The organism is Marinobacter salinexigens (assembly GCF_008370345.1).
GTDB lineage: Bacteria > Pseudomonadota > Gammaproteobacteria > Pseudomonadales > Oleiphilaceae > Marinobacter > Marinobacter salinexigens.
On the sequence record NZ_VTUU01000002.1, the window covers coordinates 306,042 to 325,958 of the forward strand.

General features: G+C 56.1%; 16 protein-coding genes. 12 read left to right on the plus strand and 4 right to left on the minus strand.

Annotated elements, in window-relative coordinates; translation table 11 throughout:
- Nucleotides 1–37 precede the first annotated feature (37 nt).
- Nucleotides 38–691 carry a bifunctional 4-hydroxy-2-oxoglutarate aldolase/2-dehydro-3-deoxy-phosphogluconate aldolase gene (locus tag FWJ25_RS05910; protein ID WP_149599332.1) on the plus strand — a complete coding sequence of 218 codons (654 nt, stop codon included), beginning with the start codon at nt 38–40 and terminating at the stop codon, nt 689–691.
- Here the strand turns inward: FWJ25_RS05910 and pyk are convergent.
- Nucleotides 688–2,136 carry a pyruvate kinase gene (gene pyk / locus FWJ25_RS05915; RefSeq protein ID WP_149599333.1) on the minus strand — a complete coding sequence of 483 codons (1,449 nt, stop codon included), beginning with the start codon at nt 2,134–2,136 and terminating at the stop codon, nt 688–690. The two genes, FWJ25_RS05910 and pyk, sit on opposite strands and share 4 nt — an antisense overlap.
- A gap of 343 nt (nt 2,137–2,479) precedes the next feature.
- On the opposite strand from pyk, the gene edd reads away from it, so the two are divergent.
- The 3 genes from edd to FWJ25_RS05930 are packed head-to-tail and all read left to right on the plus strand — an operon-like array spanning nt 2,480 to nt 5,902.
- Complete coding sequence (gene edd, locus FWJ25_RS05920; protein ID WP_149599334.1) at nt 2,480–4,300, plus strand: phosphogluconate dehydratase; 1,821 nt, start codon at nt 2,480–2,482, stop codon at nt 4,298–4,300.
- Nucleotides 4,297–5,310, plus strand: a complete 1,014-nt coding sequence (gene glk, locus FWJ25_RS05925) for a glucokinase (protein ID WP_149599335.1) — start codon at nt 4,297–4,299, stop codon at nt 5,308–5,310. Before edd ends, glk begins: the two co-directional genes overlap by 4 nt.
- Entirely contained in the window at nt 5,303–5,902 is a 600-nt protein-coding gene (locus FWJ25_RS05930) for a uracil-DNA glycosylase family protein (protein ID WP_149599336.1), read from the plus strand. Before glk ends, FWJ25_RS05930 begins: the two co-directional genes overlap by 8 nt.
- Here the strand turns inward: FWJ25_RS05930 and glpD are convergent, their stop codons facing one another.
- The 3 genes from glpD to FWJ25_RS05945 form a co-directional block, all read right to left on the minus strand.
- A complete protein-coding gene (gene glpD, locus FWJ25_RS05935; protein ID WP_149599337.1) occupies nt 5,903–7,405 on the minus strand; it encodes a glycerol-3-phosphate dehydrogenase in 1,503 nt (500 codons plus the stop codon).
- A gap of 114 nt (nt 7,406–7,519) precedes the next feature.
- Nucleotides 7,520–8,278, minus strand: a complete 759-nt coding sequence (locus FWJ25_RS05940) for a DeoR/GlpR family transcriptional regulator (protein ID WP_149599338.1) — start codon at nt 8,276–8,278, stop codon at nt 7,520–7,522.
- A 103-nt stretch (nt 8,279–8,381) separates the two neighbouring features.
- Nucleotides 8,382–9,632, minus strand: a complete 1,251-nt coding sequence (locus tag FWJ25_RS05945) for a substrate-binding protein (protein ID WP_149599339.1) — start codon at nt 9,630–9,632, stop codon at nt 8,382–8,384.
- A 161-nt stretch (nt 9,633–9,793) separates the two neighbouring features.
- On the opposite strand from FWJ25_RS05945, the gene FWJ25_RS05950 reads away from it, so the two are divergent.
- From FWJ25_RS05950 to FWJ25_RS05985, 8 genes are all read left to right on the plus strand, one after another.
- Nucleotides 9,794–10,327: a methylated-DNA--[protein]-cysteine S-methyltransferase gene (locus FWJ25_RS05950; protein ID WP_149599340.1), complete on the plus strand. Its 534-nt coding sequence runs from the start codon at nt 9,794–9,796 to the stop codon at nt 10,325–10,327.
- A 264-nt stretch (nt 10,328–10,591) separates the two neighbouring features.
- Complete coding sequence (locus FWJ25_RS05955) at nt 10,592–12,739, plus strand: methyl-accepting chemotaxis protein (RefSeq protein WP_149599341.1); 2,148 nt, start codon at nt 10,592–10,594, stop codon at nt 12,737–12,739.
- A 143-nt stretch (nt 12,740–12,882) separates the two neighbouring features.
- Complete coding sequence (locus tag FWJ25_RS05960) at nt 12,883–13,203, plus strand: TraR/DksA family transcriptional regulator (RefSeq protein ID WP_149599342.1); 321 nt, start codon at nt 12,883–12,885, stop codon at nt 13,201–13,203.
- 29 nt (nt 13,204–13,232) lie between these two features.
- Nucleotides 13,233–13,943 carry an ABC transporter ATP-binding protein gene (locus FWJ25_RS05965; protein WP_246166668.1) on the plus strand — a complete coding sequence of 237 codons (711 nt, stop codon included), beginning with the start codon at nt 13,233–13,235 and terminating at the stop codon, nt 13,941–13,943.
- 4 nt (nt 13,944–13,947) lie between these two features.
- Nucleotides 13,948–16,323 carry an ABC transporter permease gene (locus FWJ25_RS05970; protein WP_149599344.1) on the plus strand — a complete coding sequence of 792 codons (2,376 nt, stop codon included), beginning with the start codon at nt 13,948–13,950 and terminating at the stop codon, nt 16,321–16,323.
- Between the two features lie 43 nt (nt 16,324–16,366).
- Nucleotides 16,367–17,572 carry an efflux RND transporter periplasmic adaptor subunit gene (locus tag FWJ25_RS05975; protein WP_149599345.1) on the plus strand — a complete coding sequence of 402 codons (1,206 nt, stop codon included), beginning with the start codon at nt 16,367–16,369 and terminating at the stop codon, nt 17,570–17,572.
- A 101-nt stretch (nt 17,573–17,673) separates the two neighbouring features.
- Entirely contained in the window at nt 17,674–18,294 is a 621-nt protein-coding gene (locus FWJ25_RS05980; protein ID WP_149599346.1) for a DUF2238 domain-containing protein, read from the plus strand.
- A gap of 21 nt (nt 18,295–18,315) precedes the next feature.
- Nucleotides 18,316–19,776, plus strand: a complete 1,461-nt coding sequence (locus tag FWJ25_RS05985; RefSeq protein WP_149599347.1) for an SLC13 family permease — start codon at nt 18,316–18,318, stop codon at nt 19,774–19,776.
- The last annotated feature ends 141 nt before the right edge of the window (nt 19,777–19,917 follow it).

The window sequence follows — 19,917 nt, forward strand, 5'->3', positions numbered from 1 at the left end:
CGAACGGCAGTCCTGTTGCTATTTCATGGAGAGATTTATGACCCAGCTATCCAATGACCATAGGGAACAAGTCAAGGCGGTGCTTGCGGCTTCGCCGTTAGTCCCGGTGATTGCAATCCGGAAACTTGAGGATGCGGTACCCCTGTGCCGAGCCCTCGTCGATGGCGGGATTAACGTCCTGGAGATTACCTTGCGCACGGAACATGGGCTGGAGGCCATCAAGCAGGTACGCCAGGCGATTCCGGAGGCGTGGGTGGGGGCGGGGACCGTCACCAGTATTGAGCAGTACCGCCAGGTCGAAGCAGCCGGTGCGCAGTTTGTGATTACGCCGGGGGTGACGGAATCCATTCTCGAATTCGGATTGACCTCGGAAGTGCCATTGCTTCCGGGGGTGGCGTCTGCGTCGGAGTTGATGTTGGGGTATGCCCTTGGCTACCGGGAATTCAAGTTTTTTCCGGCAGAAGTGGCTGGGGGGAGGCCGGCCCTGAAAGCGTTTAGCGGCCCGTTCTGGGATGTAACCTTTTGTCCCACAGGTGGCATCACAAGAGAAACCGCCAGAGATTATCTGGCATTAAGCAATGTGCAGGCTGTTGGGGGATCCTGGCTGACACCCGCTGAGTTAGTGGCTGCAAAAGACTGGCCGGGAATAACCGAAGTTGCCCGGTCCAGCCTTGAGGTCCTGACGCGTTAACGAATGTCGGGGCCGACCCGCACAATTTTCATTGTGTTGGTTCCGCCCTGGGCATTGACGTAATCGCCTTTGGTAAGGACGACGAGATCGCCTTCCTTCACCACTTCCTGATTCACCAGTTCCTGAACCGCGAGGGCATTAGTCTGGTCGTTAGCAACCTCCGCCGAGTCAAACGGTACAGTCTGGACGCCTCGGAAAAGCGCGACCCGGTGCTGAGTTGAGTGGTGCCGGGAAAACGCGAAGATTGGCAGGCTGGATTTGATACGTGACATCAGCTTTGGTGTTGCTCCGGTTTCCGTCAGGCAGATAATCGCGGTCACACCGTCGAGATGGTTGGCAGCGTACATCGCAGACAGCGCAATGGCTTCATCCACCCGTTCCATCGCTTCGTGAATGCGGTGTTTGGACTGGTGCATGGAGGGGTGCTTTTCCGCGCCAAGGCAGATGCGCACCATGGCTTCCACCGCTTCGACGGGGTAGTCGCCGACGGCCGTTTCGGCTGACAACATGACCGCATCGGTGTAATCCATCACCGCGTTCGCCACGTCAGAGACTTCTGCGCGCGTGGGCATCGGGTTGGTAATCATGGATTCCATCATCTGGGTTGCCGTGATAACCGCTGTATCCAGCTGGCGGGCACGTCTGATGATGTGCTTCTGCACAGCGACCAGTTCAGCATCGCCGATTTCCACCGCGAGGTCTCCGCGGGCAACCATAACAGCGTCAGACGCTTCGATAACTGCATCCAGAGCTGCTTCGTCATAGGCGAGTTCTGCCCGTTCGATCTTGGCGACAAGGCCAGCATCAGAGCCAGCATCTTTTAACAACTGGCGGGCAACGTGCATATCTTCAGCGGTCCGTACGAAGGAAACCGCAACGTAGTCAGCGCCCAGTTGTGCTGCTGTTACAATGTCTTTTTTGTCTTTCTCGGTGAGCGCGTCTGCGGACAGTCCGCCGCCCCGTTTGTTCAGGCCCTTGTTGTTGGATAGTGGGCCGCCGATAAGAACTTTCGATGAAATGCTGTGGTCATCAACAGCCTCCACTTCCATTTCAATGCGGCCATCGTCCAGTACCAGGATGTCGCCAGGTTCAACGTCCTGAATCAACTGCTCATAATCAATACCGACACGGTCCGGGGTGCCTGCGCTCTTGTCCATTGAGGCATCAAGCACGAAGGTCTGGCCTGCGGTGAGTGTAACCTTGTTATCGGTGAAACGGGCGATCCTGAGTTTCGGGCCCTGAAGGTCAGCAAGTAATGCGACAAATCGTCCCTGTGTTGCGGCGGCTTCGCGAACCCGTCGGGCTCGTTCAATATGCTCATCGGCGCTACCATGGGAGAAATTCAGGCGAGTAACATCGACGCCGGCCTTGATAATGGCGGACAGCGATTCCGGGGAGTCCGTTGCCGGGCCGAGGGTTGCGACAATCTTTGTGCGCCTGAGCATGTTCTGTGTCCTTCTGGTTGTTGGGGGTAGTGCAGATCCTGTTTTTACGATACCGGTTTACACCACGGGCGTCGCTTATCATTTGGTCGTTGGTGCGGGAGTTGCAGGGTTGTGAGTGGGCACCACCGAATATGTTATGCACGCTATCATATTCAGATGGACCGTTTGTTTCAGCAACGCCCAAATGATCTCTTCCTTGGTGGATGAAGCTGTCATCGCCAAGTTTATGTAGTAAAAATATCAATAAAATGGTGTCTGTGCACGATATTTGTCGTTAGAGGCACTAAAAAGAACGTAATGCTACGTTTATAGCTCGAAATGTCAGAGGCCATTGGAGATTGTCATGCACCCTATTGTAGACAAGGTTACCCAGCGGATTATCGAGCGCAGTCGAGATTCCCGCCAGGCATATCTTGACCGCATGAACCGGTTGAAAGAGCAGTCACCTCACCGGAGCAGCCTGTCTTGCGGGAATCTCGCCCACGGATTCGCCGCCTGTAATCAGAACGACAAAGACGTTCTGAAGTTCATGAACCGGGCGAATGTGGCCGTGGTTTCGGCCTATAACGACATGCTCTCAGCCCATCAGCCCTATGAAAAATATCCCGATATCATTCGAGAGGCGGCGCACGGCATGGGGTCTGTTGCACAGGTTGCTGGTGCTACGCCGGCTATGTGTGATGGTGTAACCCAGGGGCAGCCAGGGATGGAGCTGAGTCTCTTTTCCCGAGACACAATAGCCATGAGTACGGCGGTCTCCCTGAGCCACAACATGTTTGATGCCGCCCTGTTATTGGGCATCTGCGACAAGATAGTTCCCGGATTGTTGATCGGGGCCCTGAGTTTTGGGTACTTACCAACGGTGCTTGTGCCATCTGGCCCTATGCCGTCCGGCTTGCCCAACAAGGAAAAACAGCGGATTCGTCAGCTCTATGCCGAGGGGAAAATTGGCAAGGATGAGCTGTTGGAGGCGGAGAGCAAGTCATATCACAGCCCGGGAACCTGCACGTTCTACGGTACGGCAAACAGCAACCAGTTGTTGGTCGAGGTCATGGGGTTACACATGCCCGGAGCGGCCTTTGTTAATCCCGGTACGCCATTAAGAGATGCGTTGACTCGGGCCGCTACCGAACAGGCGATAAAACTGTCGAAACCCCACGGTGGCCAGTTGGGGCTGGGAGATATGGTTGACGAAAAGAGTATCGTTAACGCACTGGTGGCATTGTTGGTGACGGGGGGCTCTACCAACCATACGATTCACTGGATCGCCATTGCGCGGGCGGCGGGCATCATTATCGACTGGAATGACTATGCAGACCTGTCCGCCGTCGTACCATCGATGACCCGAATCTACCCGAACGGACAGGAAGACGTTAACGCATTCCATGAGGCCGGTGGAACGCCGCTCCTGATCCGCGAGCTACTGACTGCAGGCTATTTGCACAATGATGTGGAAACGGTGATCGGCCCGGGCCTGGAAAACTATGCCCAGATGCCGGTGATGGAGAAGGGGGCCTTGCAGTGGCAGCCGGCACCCGGGAAAAGTCTGCGACCGGATGTTCTAAGCTCAGCGACCGAGCCGTTCGCGCCTGATGGAGGGCTCCGGGTGCTCGATGGCAATCTCGGTCGAGGGGTCATCAAAGTATCAGCGGTTGCCGAGGAGCATCGCGCGGTGGATGCCCCTGCGGTGGTGTTCAACGACCAGAACGAACTCAAGAACGCTTTCGAAGCCGGGCAGCTTGACCGGGACTGTGTTGTGGTGGTCCGATTCCAGGGGCCGAAGGCCAACGGTATGCCTGAATTACACAAGCTGACGCCTTATCTGGGAGTGCTCCAGGATCGGGGTTTCCAGGTTGCTTTGGTGACGGATGGCCGTATGTCCGGTGCCTCCGGTAAGGTTCCGGCAGCGATACATGTATACCCTGAGGCTCTGGACGGTGGGCCACTGGCGCGCATCAGGGATGGTGACAGGGTAATCCTCGATGCGGGTACGGGCAAACTGACGGTCGATGTTGAGGCGCGGGAGTTTATGGCCCGGCCACTGGCGGAGGTGGATCTTTCTGGTAGCCATCAGGATTACGGGCGGGAGCTGTTCGGCTGGATGCGTCGGGGAGCAAGTACGCCGGAGGAGGGTGCCAGCTCATTCTGGACAGCAGGCCCATGACAGAACATCAGTATGCCCTTGTGGGTGATATTGGTGGCACCAATGTGCGCTTTGCATTGGTGAAGCATGGTATCCCTTCGTTTGGACGAGCAGACGATGGGAGAGCAATGTCTGGGCTTGAGTCCGTGGAGAGCTTGCCCTGTACAGGCTATCCGGATATTTGCGCAGCGATTGCAGACTACCTTGGTCACGTGGGAGTGGGCTCGGTGGTATCCGCCTGCCTTGCCGTGGCGGCACCGGTATACGGAACCCAGGTACGTTTGACCAATAACCCATGGCAGTTTGACATCGAAGAACTCCGGCAACGCTTTGGCTGGGAGAGGTTCGAGGTGATAAACGATTTTACCGCTATGGCGCTCGGGGTTAGTGTTGTGCCGTCCGATGAGCTGATCCATGTCTGCGGTGGTATTGGTGACGCCAGTGCCGTCCGGCTGGTCATGGGGCCTGGTACCGGGTTGGGGGTTTCCGCTCTGGTACCGGTTGGGAATGGATGGGCACCACTGGAAACGGAAGGTGGCCATGTGGATTTGCCGGTTACCAACGACCTCGACATGGAGATTCTTAAGCGATTGCAGGCCCGGTTTGGCCGTGTTTCTGTAGAACGTGTTCTCTGTGGTGATGGTCTGGTGAACCTCTATAGAGCATTGGCTGACATCAGCGGAATCCCGGCCCCACTGGTCAGCCCGGAAGCCATAACTGAATCAGCAATTGAGGGGACTGATGCCCTGGCTGTTCGCACCCTTCACACGTTTTGCGAGATACTGGGGCGCACCGTTGGAAACAGTGCATTGACGTTGGGTGCTACCGGAGGAGTCTACCTTTGTGGCGGTATCCTCCCGAACATTCTGGATTTCTTCCTTAAAAGCAGGTTCCGGCAAGGGTTTGAAGACAAAGGGCGCATGCGACCAATCATGGAGCGAACGCCAGTGTTTGTGGTTACTGATCGGTTTACCGGTTTGCGGGGCGCTGCGGTCGCTCTTGGTTCAGCGGTTGGGGAAGTGTATGAATAGTGAACTGGCCGACCTGCCTTTCGACGCCCTGATAAGAAAGGTTCGTGCGTGCACGCTGTGTGCTGGCGCGCTGGACCATGAGCCTCGCCCGGTTATACAGCTGTCCGAGAGTTCCAGAATTCTCGTGGTTGGGCAGGCGCCGGGGCGGCGGGTCCATGAAACCGGTTTGCCATTTAACGATCCCAGCGGAGACCGGCTAAGGCAGTGGATGGGTATCACCAGGGATACCTTTTATGATGAGCAGAAACTGGCGATTCTCCCAATGGGCTTCTGTTACCCGGGAACCGGTAAATCCGGTGACCTTCCGCCAAGACCCGAATGTGCCCCGGCCTGGCGAATGGCGCTGCTGGACCGTTTGAAGAATATCGAGCTTACGCTGGTTATCGGTCAATATGCCCACGCCTGGCATCTCCCTGAACCTTCCGGGTCTGTCACCGAAAACGTCAAGCGGTGGCGTGAATTCTGGCCTTCAGTGGTGCCATTACCTCATCCGAGCCCCAGAAATAACCGCTGGCTGAGAACCAATCCCTGGTTCGAGTCGGACGTTGTGCCCGCTCTTCAACAGGTGGTCAGGGACACACTTGCCGGCTGATCAGGCTCGTGCGGGAACCTTGTCTGCGAGATAATTCTCAAGCTGGCCGAGATGTTCCCCGCTGATATAGAGCCCCTGTTTGGTCCGGCGCCATAGAACATCTTCTGTCGTCTGGGCCCACTCATTGTCAATCAGGTAGTCAACTTCACGTTGGAACAGGGTATCGGTAAACGGTGTTCCCAGATCCTCAATCGTGCGACATCCTTCGACGATTCTGAAGCTGTCGGTTCCGTAGGTGCGGACATAGCGCTTGATGACCGAAGGCGGAAGCCAGGGGTGCCGAATTTCAAGCTGCTCCGCGAGAGTTTGCTGGTTACTGAACTCCCCTCCCGGCAGCACTGCGTTGCGGGTCCATGGTTCGCCGGCTCCAGGGAAGTACGTGCAGAGACGATTGGTGGCGGCTTCGGCCAGTTTCCGAAAGGTGGTGATCTTGCCGCCAAATACGGAAATCAGCGGAGCATGTCCCTCCGCTTCATTAACCTCAAAGGAATAGTCTCTGGACGCTTTTTGGGCAGCTTCCTCTTCGCCATCCATCAGTGGCCTGACACCAGAGTACGACCAGACGACATCCGATGGTTGCAACTGGTGTTGGAAGTATTCGTTGATGACTCCCAGAAGATAGTCGGTTTCCTCTGGCGAGATTTGTGCCTTTTTCGGGTCTCCGTGATATTCCACGTCGGTCGTACCAACGAGAGAGAAGTGGTCTTCATAGGGAATGACGAAGACTATGCGTTCGTCTTCGTTCTGGAGTATGTAGGCCTCGCTGCCCTGGCTGATCCGGGGTACGACGATGTGACTGCCTTTTACCATACGTATCTGCTTTGGCGCCTTCATCGAGAGGCTTTCATCGAACAGCCGGCTTACCCAGGGGCCAGTCGCATTGACGATGACTCGTGCCGACACGTTCTTTTCGGTACCAGTCACCATGTCTCTCAGCTGAGCGTTCCATTGCTCCTTGCCCCGTGTGGCTTTGATGCACTTCGTGCGGGTCAGAATGGTGGCACCGTGTTGTTGGGCGTTGCGTGCGGTGAGTACAACCAGCCGGGCATCGTCCACCCAGCCATCCGAGTATTCAAATCCCCGGGTAATTTCGGGCTTTAGAGGAGAGCCAGGACCGAAGCGAATGGAGTGCGAGCCCGCCAGGGTTTCGCGCTTGGCCAGGTGGTCATAGAGAAAAAGACCGGTTCTGATCATCCAGGCTGGGCGGAGATGAGGGCGATGGGGGAGCCTGAATCGCATGGGCCACATGATATGTGGTGCATTGCGCAAGAGTGCTTCCCGTTCAGCAAGGGCCTCTTTGACGAGTCGGAATTCGTAATGTTCGAGATAGCGCAGCCCACCATGAATTAACTTGCTGCTGCTTGATGAGGTGGCCGATGCGAGGTCATCCATCTCGCATAACAATACTTTAAGGCCTCGCCCCGCCGCATCAAGGGCAATTCCCGTCCCGTTTACGCCTCCGCCCACGACGAGTACGTCATAGAGGTCGGTCTCAGTTTCCATGGCTCGATTTCCTAAAACGAACATTGAATGTTTGAAAACGACTATAAATAGTGGGGAATTGTTCGTAAAGGGGAATTTGAGGTGCTTCACCTGGAGCGTGAATCAGGCCTCAACTCAGACGATATGCAGGGCCACACCATTGTCTTTGAGGGCGCGGGTGATTTCCCTGGGCGGTCTGGCGTCGGTAAACACCTGGTCTGCCTGTGTGATGCTGCCAAGCCGGACCATGGCGTTACGCCCGAATTTAGAATGGTCAGCGGCAAGCAATACCTGGCCTGAATTGGCAATGATGGACTGGGCAACGCGAACTTCCCGGTAGTCAAAGTCCAGCAGCGAACCGTCAGAGTGGATACCGCTGATCCCGATAATGCCAAAGTCCATTTTGAACTGGTTGATGAAGTCGACCGCGGCCTCTCCGACGATTCCGCCATCCCGGTTGCGCACCTCGCCCCCGGCAATGATGATGTGGAAATCCTCACGGGCAGAGAGAATGGATGCCACGTGAAGGTTGTTGGTAACAACCCGTAAATTTCGCTTGTCGAGTAACGCGCGGGCAATGGTTTCTGTGGTTGTACCTATATTGATGAACATGGAGGCGCCATCCGGTATCTGCTTCACGAGTGCTTTGGCGATGCGTTCCTTTGCCTCCAGGTTCATGATCTTCCGCTCCTGGTAGGCGGTGTTCACTGTGCTTGAATCGATGCCCGCGCCGCCGTGATGACGGGTGAGTTTGTTCTGGCTGGCCAGTTCGTTCAGGTCGCGCCGAATGGTCTGGGGGGTTACCCGGAACTGTTCGACCAGCTGCTCCGTGGTAACGAACCCGCTGCGCTGGATCATCTCCATGATCTGGTCAAGGCGGCGCTGCTGGGACATTCTGAAATCCTTCTAGTGTTCGGAAACGAAAGTCTAAGTGTTCTGAGGCCCCGATTCTACGGGGCCTTCTCCTTTCGATTCTGAACATTGCGCAAAGGGGGCGTCACAGTGAGGTGGATTTGCCAGCCGCGCGTCGTCGGGCTTCCCATTCTTCCCTGGTCTGGGCAGCCTCATCCCCGACCATTGAATCGATAATGGTGAAGTAGTCCGAGCTGTAGGCATCCTCGACAATGCTGTTGCGCGGCTTCACCTTGACCACATACACGGTCTGGATGTTTTGGTGATCAAAGTCTCGCCAGTACTGTTCATCCTTCAGGAACGTGTAGTGGTGGCCTTCAAGCGCATCGATGACACGACTGGTATCGGTGGTGCCGGCACGTTCGACAGCATCCTTGTACTGATAGACGATGCTGTAGGCGGACGCCGCAGCTGTCGAAGGCCGCATCTCATAGCGCTTGGAGAACGCTTCGACAAATTCCTTGCCACGGGGGTAGTTGAGTTCGTACGGAGCGTTCCAAACCCAGGGAGAACCGCCGATAACGCCTTCCATAATCGTCGGGCCTACCTGCCGCGCCATGCCCAGCGTCAGGTTTGGAACAACGATCTGCAGTTTGTCCTTAAGGCCCATTTCGTAGGCTACATTGAGGGCACGGACCATATCGTCACCGAACAGGACCATCATCAGGACTTTGGCGCCGCTGGTTTCGGCCTGTTCAAGCGCGGTGCGAAAATCGCTGATCAGAGCCCTTGGGAAGGGAGTTTTAACACCGGGATTCGTGGCGGTATCTTCCGTTCCTGAGAATTTGCGGACGGACTCTTCAACAGACCAGCCCCAGGTGTAATCGGCAGTGATGTAGAAATATGTGTCGTCAGCATGATTCGCGCTGAGATATTTGCTCAGTGCTTTCGCGGTCATCCAGGCGTTGTAGGGTTCCCTGAACATATGGGACTGCCCCTCTTCGCCGGTCGTTGCGTTGGAGTAGGTGAGAGTACCGAAGTATAAACGGTCGCGGGCTTTGGCTGCTTTCCCTGACGCAATGGCGACAGCGCTTGAAACGCCGCCAAATACCATGCTGGCGCCTTCCTGATCGATCAGCTCTGCGGTATTGCGGGCACCCTTGTCAGGCTCGCTTCGGGAATTGCGGATAACCAGTTCCAGTTGCCGGCCCATAACGCCGCCTGCCTGGTTGATTTCGTCAATGGCGAGAAAAGCGCCAAGCCGCTGTTGCAGTCCCTGATCCTTGTAGCGCCCGGTTTGGGGGTAGTTCAGCCCCAGCTTCAGGGTTTCTGCAGATACAGTTGAGCATGCGAGCAATAGCAGGCACGCAGAAAAGAGTGCTTTTCTGAAAGTCATTGTTGTTAGCCTCTGGGGATACTGCCCCACCTTGGGCGGAACAGAGGTGTTGTTGTTTGTTGTTGGTCGAGGGTAGTTTCATGGTTGGCAAAGTAGGCAACAATCGGACTAAAGTGGTAATTTGAGTAACAAATTGTTAGGCCGTCCGGAGGGCCCTGCTCATGTCTGCTCAACACGTAGGTTCCGGTGAAATCATCACCTGGCAAGTGGGTAACTGTTATCTGGGCTCTGTGCTTGTCGCCCACTCGGATCACGGTGTGTGTGCGGTTCTCCCGGGGGATAGCACCGAGGGTTTGCTTGCGGATCTTGCTGGCCGCTTTCCGGGGGCGCAGTTGCAGCACTCTGAAACCTCCAGTGAGGACTGGTTCAGTGAGGTGATGGATTACCTCGTTGATAGTCGCCATACGTTGGGGGTTGATCTCGATCTTCGCGGGACGGAGTTCCAACGCCGGGTCTGGCAAACACTGAGAACGATCCCTTCAGGAAGCCGGGCCAGTTACGCCGAAGTGGCTCGTAAGGTGGGCGTACCGTCCGGATCCAGGGCTGTTGCTGGCGCCTGTGCGGCTAATCACCTGGCGGTGCTGGTGCCTTGTCACCGCGTGGTTCGGTCTGATGGTTCTCTTTCCGGCTACCGTTGGGGGGAAAGCAGAAAGAGGGCATTGCTGAATCACGAACAGGCATTGTCTGACCGATGATAGGCCTTGAAGGTCCTAGAAATGCTCCAATATAGTGCCCTGCTCTGTTGGGGTGCACATTTTGTGCGCCAATTCAGGGCATTTTGTGCGTTGTGTTTTTCCTGACTCCTCGGATATAACCTCCTTTGAAACCAAAGAATTGCGGGGCTTATTCCTGTCCAACGGAAATGGGCCTGATCCTTGCAGCGCTTATCCTCTTTTCCGGAGTGACTGCCCTGGCCTGGTGCCAAACAGTCTCTGATGTACGGTTTGGAGGATGGTGTAATGACCCTTAAAAGCGACGCAATGAATCTCACTGACAAGGAGCGTGGCTGGCTGCCGATATGGGGCTCAACAGGGAAGCTTGCCATGGGCTGGTCCTGTTTTCTGAACAGGAAAATGTACAGCACCAATGAGCAGATTTTTGAAAGTGTGGCCCGTACCCGGCGCGATGGACTGGTGGCCTGGGCAGAGCACAAGTGGGTATTCATGGAATCCCTGGCCGCGAGGATTAATGGTCAGGACGAGTCTGCAGTTTGCGAAGTTGTTCGGGCCTCCGGAGGCAGACTTCGTGAAATATCTGAACTGTTTGTGATTGATCAGGACGGTGTCGTACTGGAATCCACCGCCAGGAATCGCCAGGGTAAGTGTGATCTTCCCCGGTCTGCGGTTGAGAAAGGTTTGCAGGGGCGTTTTCTGCACGGACCCTATCGGGATCCGGTCACTCAGGAACTGGGAGCCACGACCTCCCGGTTTCATGATGCAGTCACCCTGATGTTCTACCAGCCAGTCACACTGGACGGTAATCGGTCAGCCGCTATCTGTGCCCGCATCCCAAACGATGTGATGAGCGATCTGATTCAACGGGAAGCGGGCCACGTGTTCGAGGAATCTGGCGACAACTACATTTTTATGATCGAAAGTCGCTTTGATTCCACCATTCTTCCTGGCACTGCGCTTTCCCGTTCCCGGTTCGAGGACGCCACCTTCAGCCACGGTGATAATCTCAAAGACGGTATTCGAACGGGTTTTGGTACCGTCGGGGTTCGTGAGCACACGGAATTTGAAATCCGCTTTACCGACCCCGCGACTGGTCAGTTACACCCAGGGGTCAGGGAAACCATCGCCAAAGGTGAGAACCTTTATGTGAAGTACCCTGGCTACTCGGACTACCGACATATCCCTGTCATTGGTAAAGGCGTGACGTTCCAACTGCCCGGCTCACCCGATCGTTGGGGCATGATGTGCGAGGGAGATCTCGAAGAAGTCTATCGACGTCGGTCCGTATCCTTCCTGTTATCGGCCAGACTGGCATTTTTTGCAGCCGTACTTTGGGGCATAAATCTGGGGCTCTTGGTCAGTGGTGTTCCTGTCTGGGTTAATGCGGGTGTCAGTGCGCTGGCAGCAATGATGATGGTGTTGATGTTCCGGGCCACATCGGTTCGACCGTATTCGGAACGTCTGGGCGCTATGGCGGATGTCATCAGAAACATAGCTGAAGGTGGCGGAAACCTGCGCCAGCGCCTGGATCTGTCAGAAATGAAACGGGATGAGTCAGGAGACCTCGCTCGCTGGATTAACAGCTTCATCGATAGCCTCGATGGTATGGTGGGGCAGGTTATTACCCTGGCGGCCGATACGCGGCAGGCGGGTGATCAGTTGATGACTCAGAACCAGTTGGCAGATGAACGGATTCGACAGGTGCTGGAACACATTGATGGAATGGTGCAGGGGGCAACCGCGCAGGAGAATGAAATCACCAATGCCTCGACCACAGCTCAGGAAATGCGTTCAAGTATGGAAGAAGTGGTTGAGCGGGCTCGGCAACAGTTTGCCCGGGTAAGCCAGGAAACCCAGAGTATCCGCGATGTGGTTAATCGATCTGCAGAAGGTATTCGGGCGGCTAATGACCGTACCGAAGAAATCAGCAAGACGGCGCTGGTGATCAACGACATTGCGGCCCAGACCAATCTGCTGGCACTGAACGCTGCCATTGAGGCAGCCCGGGCAGGGGAGTCCGGCAAAGGTTTTGCGGTTGTGGCGGATGAAGTGCGCCAACTGGCCAGCAGAACCGCTCAGGCAACCAAGGATATTGGCGAGCGCCTGAGCGGAGTGCAGGATGAAACCCGAAGAGCCGTTCAGACCATGGAAGAAGGCATGTCTGAAATGGAAGAGCGTCTGCAGAAAGCGGAGGCCGCGGCCGATGACAATTCAGCTTTGCATCACATGGTCGAAAAGCTGTTCCGGGCGATTTCAGGCATCGAAGAGACCAATCGTCAGCAGAGCGCCCAGACCACTGGTGTGGCAGAAAGCGCCTCGGTAATGAATGGCGTCATCAATCAGTTGACGCTCAGCTCGGAACGAACACAGGCTTCGGCGAACAAACTTCAGCGCCTGACGGGCCAGTTTCAGGTCTCCGGCCAGGCAGCCTGAGGTCAGAGTGTCGCCCGGCTGAACGCTCGCGCTGCCTTTCATGGCGTGATTTTGACGGGCATCAAGCCGAAGATCGGCTTATGCTCTACTGTAGTGGAATATCTGACATTACTGGCATCAAGCCGTAACGGGAGGTGTGCACTATGAGTAACAGAAAATCTGAGCTGGAAACCCTTAGGGCGGATCTCAAGGCCCGGTTGGCGCGGTATGAAGCTCATCAGCACCGGGAAGGCGGTGCGCTGGACAAAGATTTTGAAGAGCAGGCAACTCAGACCCAGAACGATGAGGTAGTGGACTCCCTGGAGTCTGAAGTTCGTGAGGAGCTGGTTCAGATCGAACGGGCTCTTGAGCGGATCGACAACGGCATCGGGGATGAATGCGAGTCTTGCGGTGAGGAAATTGATCCCCGACGACTGCAGGTGCTGCCCTATACAACACTATGTGTTGATTGTGCAGGTGACTGATCAGCGCGCTTGAGTCGCGGATGGATGCTATGAGCCGGGAGCCGGTTTTTCATACCAGCGGGCTGACCAAAATCTATGATCAGGGAGAAGTCGAGGTCCGGGCACTCCGGGGCGTAGACCTTGATCTCTATGCTGGCGAACTGGTGGTCATGCTCGGGGCATCCGGCTCCGGTAAATCCACGCTTCTGAATATTCTTGGCGGCCTTGATGTCCCCACCGGTGGTGATGTCCGGTATCGGAATGTCGACCTCAGCAAGGCCAATGACCGTGAACTGACACGCTATCGCCGCGACCATGTTGGTTTTGTCTTCCAGTTCTATAACCTGATACCCAGCCTGACCGCCCGAGAGAACGTGGCGGCGGTCACTGAAATCGCCAGAAGTCCGATGACGCCGGAAGAGGCCCTCGATCTTGTGGGGCTGAAGGACCGGATGGACCATTTTCCGGCCCAGTTGTCCGGTGGTGAGCAGCAACGGGTAGCGATTGCCAGAGCGGTGGCCAAGCGGCCAGATGTGCTGTTGTGTGACGAGCCAACCGGAGCACTGGATTCCACCACCGGGATATTGGTGCTGGCGGCGCTGGAAAAAGCCAATCAAGAAACCGGTACAACCACGGTCATCATTACTCACAATGCCTCTATTGCGGGCATGGGCGATAGGGTCATTACGCTTTCTGACGGTAATATCAGCGGAGAGCAGCGAAATACCCGGCGCCAGGACCCGCACAGCCTGAGCTGGTGATGCGATGAGTATGTTCGCCAGCGTACTGAACACCAAACTCCGCCGTGAACTCTGGCAGATGCGTGGTCAGGTCTTTGCCATTGCGCTTGTGATCGCAGGCGGTGTGGCTGTGTGTGTGATGTCTCTCCTGAACTACTCATCTTTGTCTGCTACCCGTGCCCAGTACTACGAGCAGTACCGTTTTGCCGAGGTATTTGTCGGTTTGAAACGGGCACCTGCACATGTGCTGGAGGAGGTGGCTTCAGTTCCAGGTGTGGGTGCTGTGTCTGCACGGGTTGAAGGGGGCGCGAAACTCGATATCCCGGGGTTTGACGACCCTGTGTCGGCTCACCTGGTGTCATTACCCAAGTCTGGCCAGCCTGACGTGAATCGGATATTTGTCCGTGAAGGTCGCCTTCCAGCCAGTGGCCGCAGCCGGGAAGTGGCCTTGATTGGCAGCTTTGCTGAGGCGCACGGACTTGGTCCCGGAGACCGTTTCGACGCCATTATTAATGGTCGCCAACAAATGCTGACCGTGAGCGGCGTTGTCGAATCTCCCGAGTTTATCTACGTGATTCCGCCCGGTGGAATGCTTCCTGATTTTAAACGCTATGGCGTGCTCTGGATGAACGAGGAAGGGCTGGGGGCGGCCATGGATATGAAAGGCGCGTTCAATAGTCTGGTGCTGCAGGTGCAGAGTGGCTATCCGGTGGCTTCGGTTATTGATGCCCTGGATCGCCTGCTGGACCGGTATGGTGCTGCTGGTGCCTTCGGCCGTGAAGACCAGTTCTCCCATCGTTTCCTGACTGATGAGCTCAGCCAGCTTAAAACCATGGCGACAGTCTTTCCGCTCATTTTTATGAGTGTCGCCATGTTTCTGCTGAACGTAGTCATTACCCGGCTGATCAGTACCCAGAGGGATATTATTGCTGTGTTGAAGGCCTTTGGTTACAGCAACCGGGATATCGCGGCGCACTACAGCCAGTTGGTCCTGGCTATTGCAGTGCTGGGGCTGGTTCTGGGGCTGCTGATCGGATTCTGGCTGGGGCATGGGCTTGGCGAGATGTACATGCAGTACTACCGTTTCCCGCGGCTCCTGTTTCGTATAAATCCCTGGTGGATTGCGTTGCTGGCGGGCATCACCTTGCTGGTTGCCTGGCTGGGGGGATGGCGCGCTATTCGACAGGCAGCCATGTTACCCCCGGCGGAAGCCATGCGTCCCGAGGGACCGGCAAAGTTCCGTATTACTCTGGCGGAGAAGCTGTTGTCCGGCATCCGGTTCAGCCAGCCCTCCCGGATGATCGTACGCCAGACCATGCGCCGTCCTGTCAGGACTCTGTTTTCAATGCTGGGAGTGGCCATGGCAACCGGTATTATCATGGTCGGTAACTTTCAATTTGATTCTGTCACCCTGATGGTTCATGCACAGTTTGCCCGGGTACAGCAACAGGACCTGAGCGCAGCCCTGATCGATCCGGTAAACAGTGCCGTGCTTTTCGGCATGAGCCGGCAGCCGGGTATTCGCTATGCTGAGGGGCGCAGAACGGTCTCGGCCCGCCTGGTGAGTGAGCATCGGGAATGGCGAACGGCGATTACCGGAATCCCGCGGGAGGCTCGTTTGCAGCACATTATTGATGCCAATCTGGAGCCGGTTCCGTTGCCGGAACGGGGGCTGCTGTTAACGGATTTTCTCGCCAGAAAACTGGCGGTCTCGCCCGGTGATCGTCTCGACATCGAGATATTGGAAGGCGACCGTCGTTGGATCACCACGACGGTGGCGGGTGTCACCAGTGAATTTATCGGAGTAGGGGCGTACATGAGCCTTGATGGTCTCAATAGGGCGCTCGGCGATGGTCCGTTGGTCAATCAGATACTGATGAATGTTGACCCGGCTCGGGCAGACAGTGTTTACCGGGAACTCAGGGAAACCCCCAAAGTGTTGGGTATTGCCATACGGCAGGCCATGCTCGACAGCTTTTACGAAACACTCGCCAAGACCTTTCTGACATTCACCTTTTTCAGCAGCCTTCTGGGGGGCGTTATTGCATTCGGCGTTATCTACAACACGGTTCGCATATCGCTCGCAGAAAAGGGGCGTGAGTTGGCAAGCCTTCGGGTTCTGGGCTACACCCACAACGAGATAGCGCATATTCTTCTCGGCGAGATGGCCGTGTTGCTTGTGCTGGGTATCCCGCTGGGCTGGTTGATCGGAGACGGATTGGCAATACTGCTGATCACTGCCATGCAGACGGAACTGTACCGGGTACCTCTGATTGTTACTGCCCAGACGCTCGGGATATCTGCTGCCGCGGTGGTGTTATCCGCAGTGGCCTCCGGAGTGATCGCATGGTGGCGACTTCGAAATCTGGATCTGGTGGCAGTACTGAAAACCCGGGAATAATCACGGCTGTTATTCAGCGGGGTAATCCAGGAGACAAGCTTATATGGTGACAAAAGGTTCTGTTGGTAAGTTGAGCTTCTGGGCGGTGGTTGTATCGCTGGCAGGCGTTGTTCTGTTCATTGCGCTTCGTCCCGATCCGGTCTGGGTTGATCTGGCAACGGTCACGAGGGGGGAGCTTGAGGTCTCGATCAGTGAAGAGGGCAAAACCCGGGTGAAAGATCGCTACCTGGTATCGTCCCCCGTTGCGGGTTACCTCCACCGTGTTCCCCTGGAAGTCGGTGACCGCGTGTCGCCGGGGCAGTTGCTTACCGAGGTTGATCCCATGCCATCCAGCGTGCTTGATGCCCGCAGCCGGGCAGAGGCGGAGGCACGGGTCGCCGCTGCCCAATCGGCCCTGAATTCGACCCGTCAGAAAGTTGCAGCAGCCCGTGCGGAAGCAGAACTGGCGGAAAAGGAACTGGTGCGGTTGCAGTCACTGAGTGCTGACAGGTTCGTTTCCAAGGATCGTCTAGAACAGGCGGAGTCAGCCGCTGATCGTGCCAATGCCATCCTCCGCTCTGCCAGGTTTGATGAAGAAGTCATGATTCATGAATTAAAGGCCGCGAGAACCCGGCTTGAAGTGTCTGCAGCGAGCTCGTCCGGTAACGGTAATGTGGAACGGGTTGGGGTGAGGTCTCCGGTGGAGGGGGCTGTCTTGCAGATGGTTCGAAAAAGTGAAGGAGTCATCCAGGCGGGAGAGCCGATTGTAGAAGTGGGAGACCCCGCTGCTCTCGAAGTGGTGGTGGATGTTCTCAGCTTTGACGCGGTAAACCTTGCACCTGGGGTGGCCGTGCGCCTCTCTGGTTGGGGGGGGAAGGTGCTTGAAGCTGTTGTTCGCCGGGTTGAACCGGTTGGTTTTGAGGATGTGTCTGCGCTGGGAGTGGAAGAGCAGCGGGTCAAAGTCGTTGCCGATATCGTCAGCCCGACACCGGATTGGAGCACACTTGGTGATGGCTACAGGGTGGACGCAACCTTCGTGCTGTGGTCGGGTGGGGATGTGCTGAGTGTTCCGACGTCAGCAATATTCGATCATCTGGAGGGCAAGGCTGTGTTCCGGGTTGAGGATGAGGTCGCGGTGCTGACGGAAGTGACAATTGGGAGAGGTAACGGACTTGATACGGTGATTACCGAGGGGCTGGAGGCGGGAATGACCGTTATCCGCCATCCCGACCGGCAGGTTGAGGATGGTGCCCGGGTTCGCGAGCGCTAATGGCTTGCGGTTGTGTATCCGTACAATAACGGGCTGCAGGCACCGGTAACCTGTCGATACCATCGCGCCGCAGTCACCATCAGCTGAATGACGGGGGTTGTATGAATAGCAGGTTGTCTGCACCGGTTCTGCTCTGGACCTTTGTTTATCTCGCCGTCCTGATCTGGTCGGGTATCGGGCCCAAGGATCGGATGACCTGGGTGCTGGAAGTGCTCCCGGCTGTTATCGGTCTGGTGCTGGTAGCCTGGTGTTGGCTTCGATTCCCGTTAACGCCGCTGCTCTATGTGCTGATATTGTTCCACGCCGTGATCCTGATGGTCGGCGGCCATTACACCTACGCCGAAGTGCCGTTGTTTGACGGGCTGGCGGACTGGTTTGGTTGGGAGCGCAATAACTACGACAAGCTGGGGCATTTTGCCCAGGGGTTTGTGCCGGCGATGATCGCCCGGGAGCTGGTACTGCGTTTCGGGGTCTTTGCTCGCCGGGGTTGGCCGTCGTTTTTCATTGTCTGCTTTTGTCTGGCGCTGAGTGCTTTTTATGAACTCATCGAATGGTGGGTTGCTCTGGCCAGCGGCCAGGCTGCAGATGCATTTCTTGGTACTCAGGGCTACATCTGGGATACCCAGTCGGATATGGCATGGGCGCTGTCTGGTGCCATTCTGGCGTTATTTGTTCTTGGCCGGTTCCATGACCGCCAGCTATCTGAATTGACAACGCATTAACCTCACCGGGAGCGGTATTAGATGTCTGACTCGAACCAACCAACGAGCGCTGAAGGCTTGCCTAAAACTCAAGTCATCGGGCTGTTCCTCGGTGCTTTTTTCCTGTTGTTTACCTTGCTGGTTCCCGCTCCGGAATCCATGAAGCCTGAAGCATGGTCTGCTCTTGGGTTGATGTTACTGATGGCCACCTGGTGGTCCACTGAAGCGATACCGATCCCCGCTACGGCATTGTTGCCGATTGTCCTGGTTCCGGCCTTGGGGCTGGGCAGCATTGGTGATGCGACCGAACGTTACGCGCACCCGATTATTTACCTGTTCCTTGGTGGCTTTACCCTTGGGCTGGCCATGCAACGATGGAATCTTCATCGCCGTATTGCGCTCTTGACGCTGAAGGCCGTGGGAGATGAGCCGAAACGACAGATAGGCGGGTTCATGATCGCAACGGCATTCCTCAGCATGTGGGTGAGTAACACTGCGACCGCGATCATGATGCTACCCATCGGGTTGTCGGTGGTGGCCATGATGGACGATTCTAATCCTGAAGGCGTTCGCCGTTACGCAGCGTCGCTGCTCCTGGCGATTGCCTATTCAGCCAGTATTGGTGGCATGGCAACGCTTATCGGGACACCTCCGAATGCCTTGCTGGCTGCGTATCTGGCTGAGAATCAGGGCATTGATATCGGGTTTGCCCAGTGGATGTTGCTGGGGGTTCCAGTCACTGTAGCAATGTTGGCTGCTGCCTGGTGGTGGCTTACCCGCAAAGATTTTGGTGTGTCCAGAAAGGGCGGTACTGGAAGCGGTGTTCATGAGGAACTTGCGGCCCTGGGGCCATTGTCCCGGGGCGAAAAACTGGTTGCTCTGGTGTTCGTACTGACGGCTGCAGCATGGATTCTGAGGCCCCTGCTTTCGAATGGCCTGATGCCGTGGCTAAGCGATACAGGCATTGCGATTGCTGCGGCGATTGCGATGTTCACCATTCCTGTGAATACACGGGAGCGGGTTTTCCTGCTGGATTGGGAAAGTGCCAAAGGCATTCCCTGGGGCGTTCTTCTGCTGTTTGGTGGAGGGCTGGCAATGGCGGGGGTCATCAGCAGTTCAGGGTTAGCGGACTGGATTGCAACCAACCTCGGAGCTGCGGGCTTCCTGCCGCCTCTGGTGATGATCGCACTGGTCACCACAGTGATCATCTTCCTCACTGAAGTTACCAGTAATACGGCGACGGCAGCGGCGTTCCTGCCACTTCTGGGTGCCGTGGCGTTGTCTCAGGACGTGTCGCCGTTGCTGCTGACGGTTCCTGCTGCTGTGGCCGCCAGTTGTGCCTTCATGATGCCTGTGGCGACGCCGCCCAACGCGATCGTGTTCTCGTCAGGACATATGCAGATCGGTGATATGATTCGTGCCGGTTTCGCACTCAACCTGATTGGCGTCGTGGTAGTCACTCTGTTCAGCTACAGCCTGCTCGGGTTTGTGTTCTCCCTTTGAGGGGTTGAACCAGTTCTCAAAACAGGTCCCTTCGGCCTCTTATGCACCAGCAGATTTGAGGCACAGTTATCTTTAAGGGCGGGGTGTTTTCGGTATCTTACCGTAACAATATGTAACCCCGCTCAAAGGTTACTGCCAATA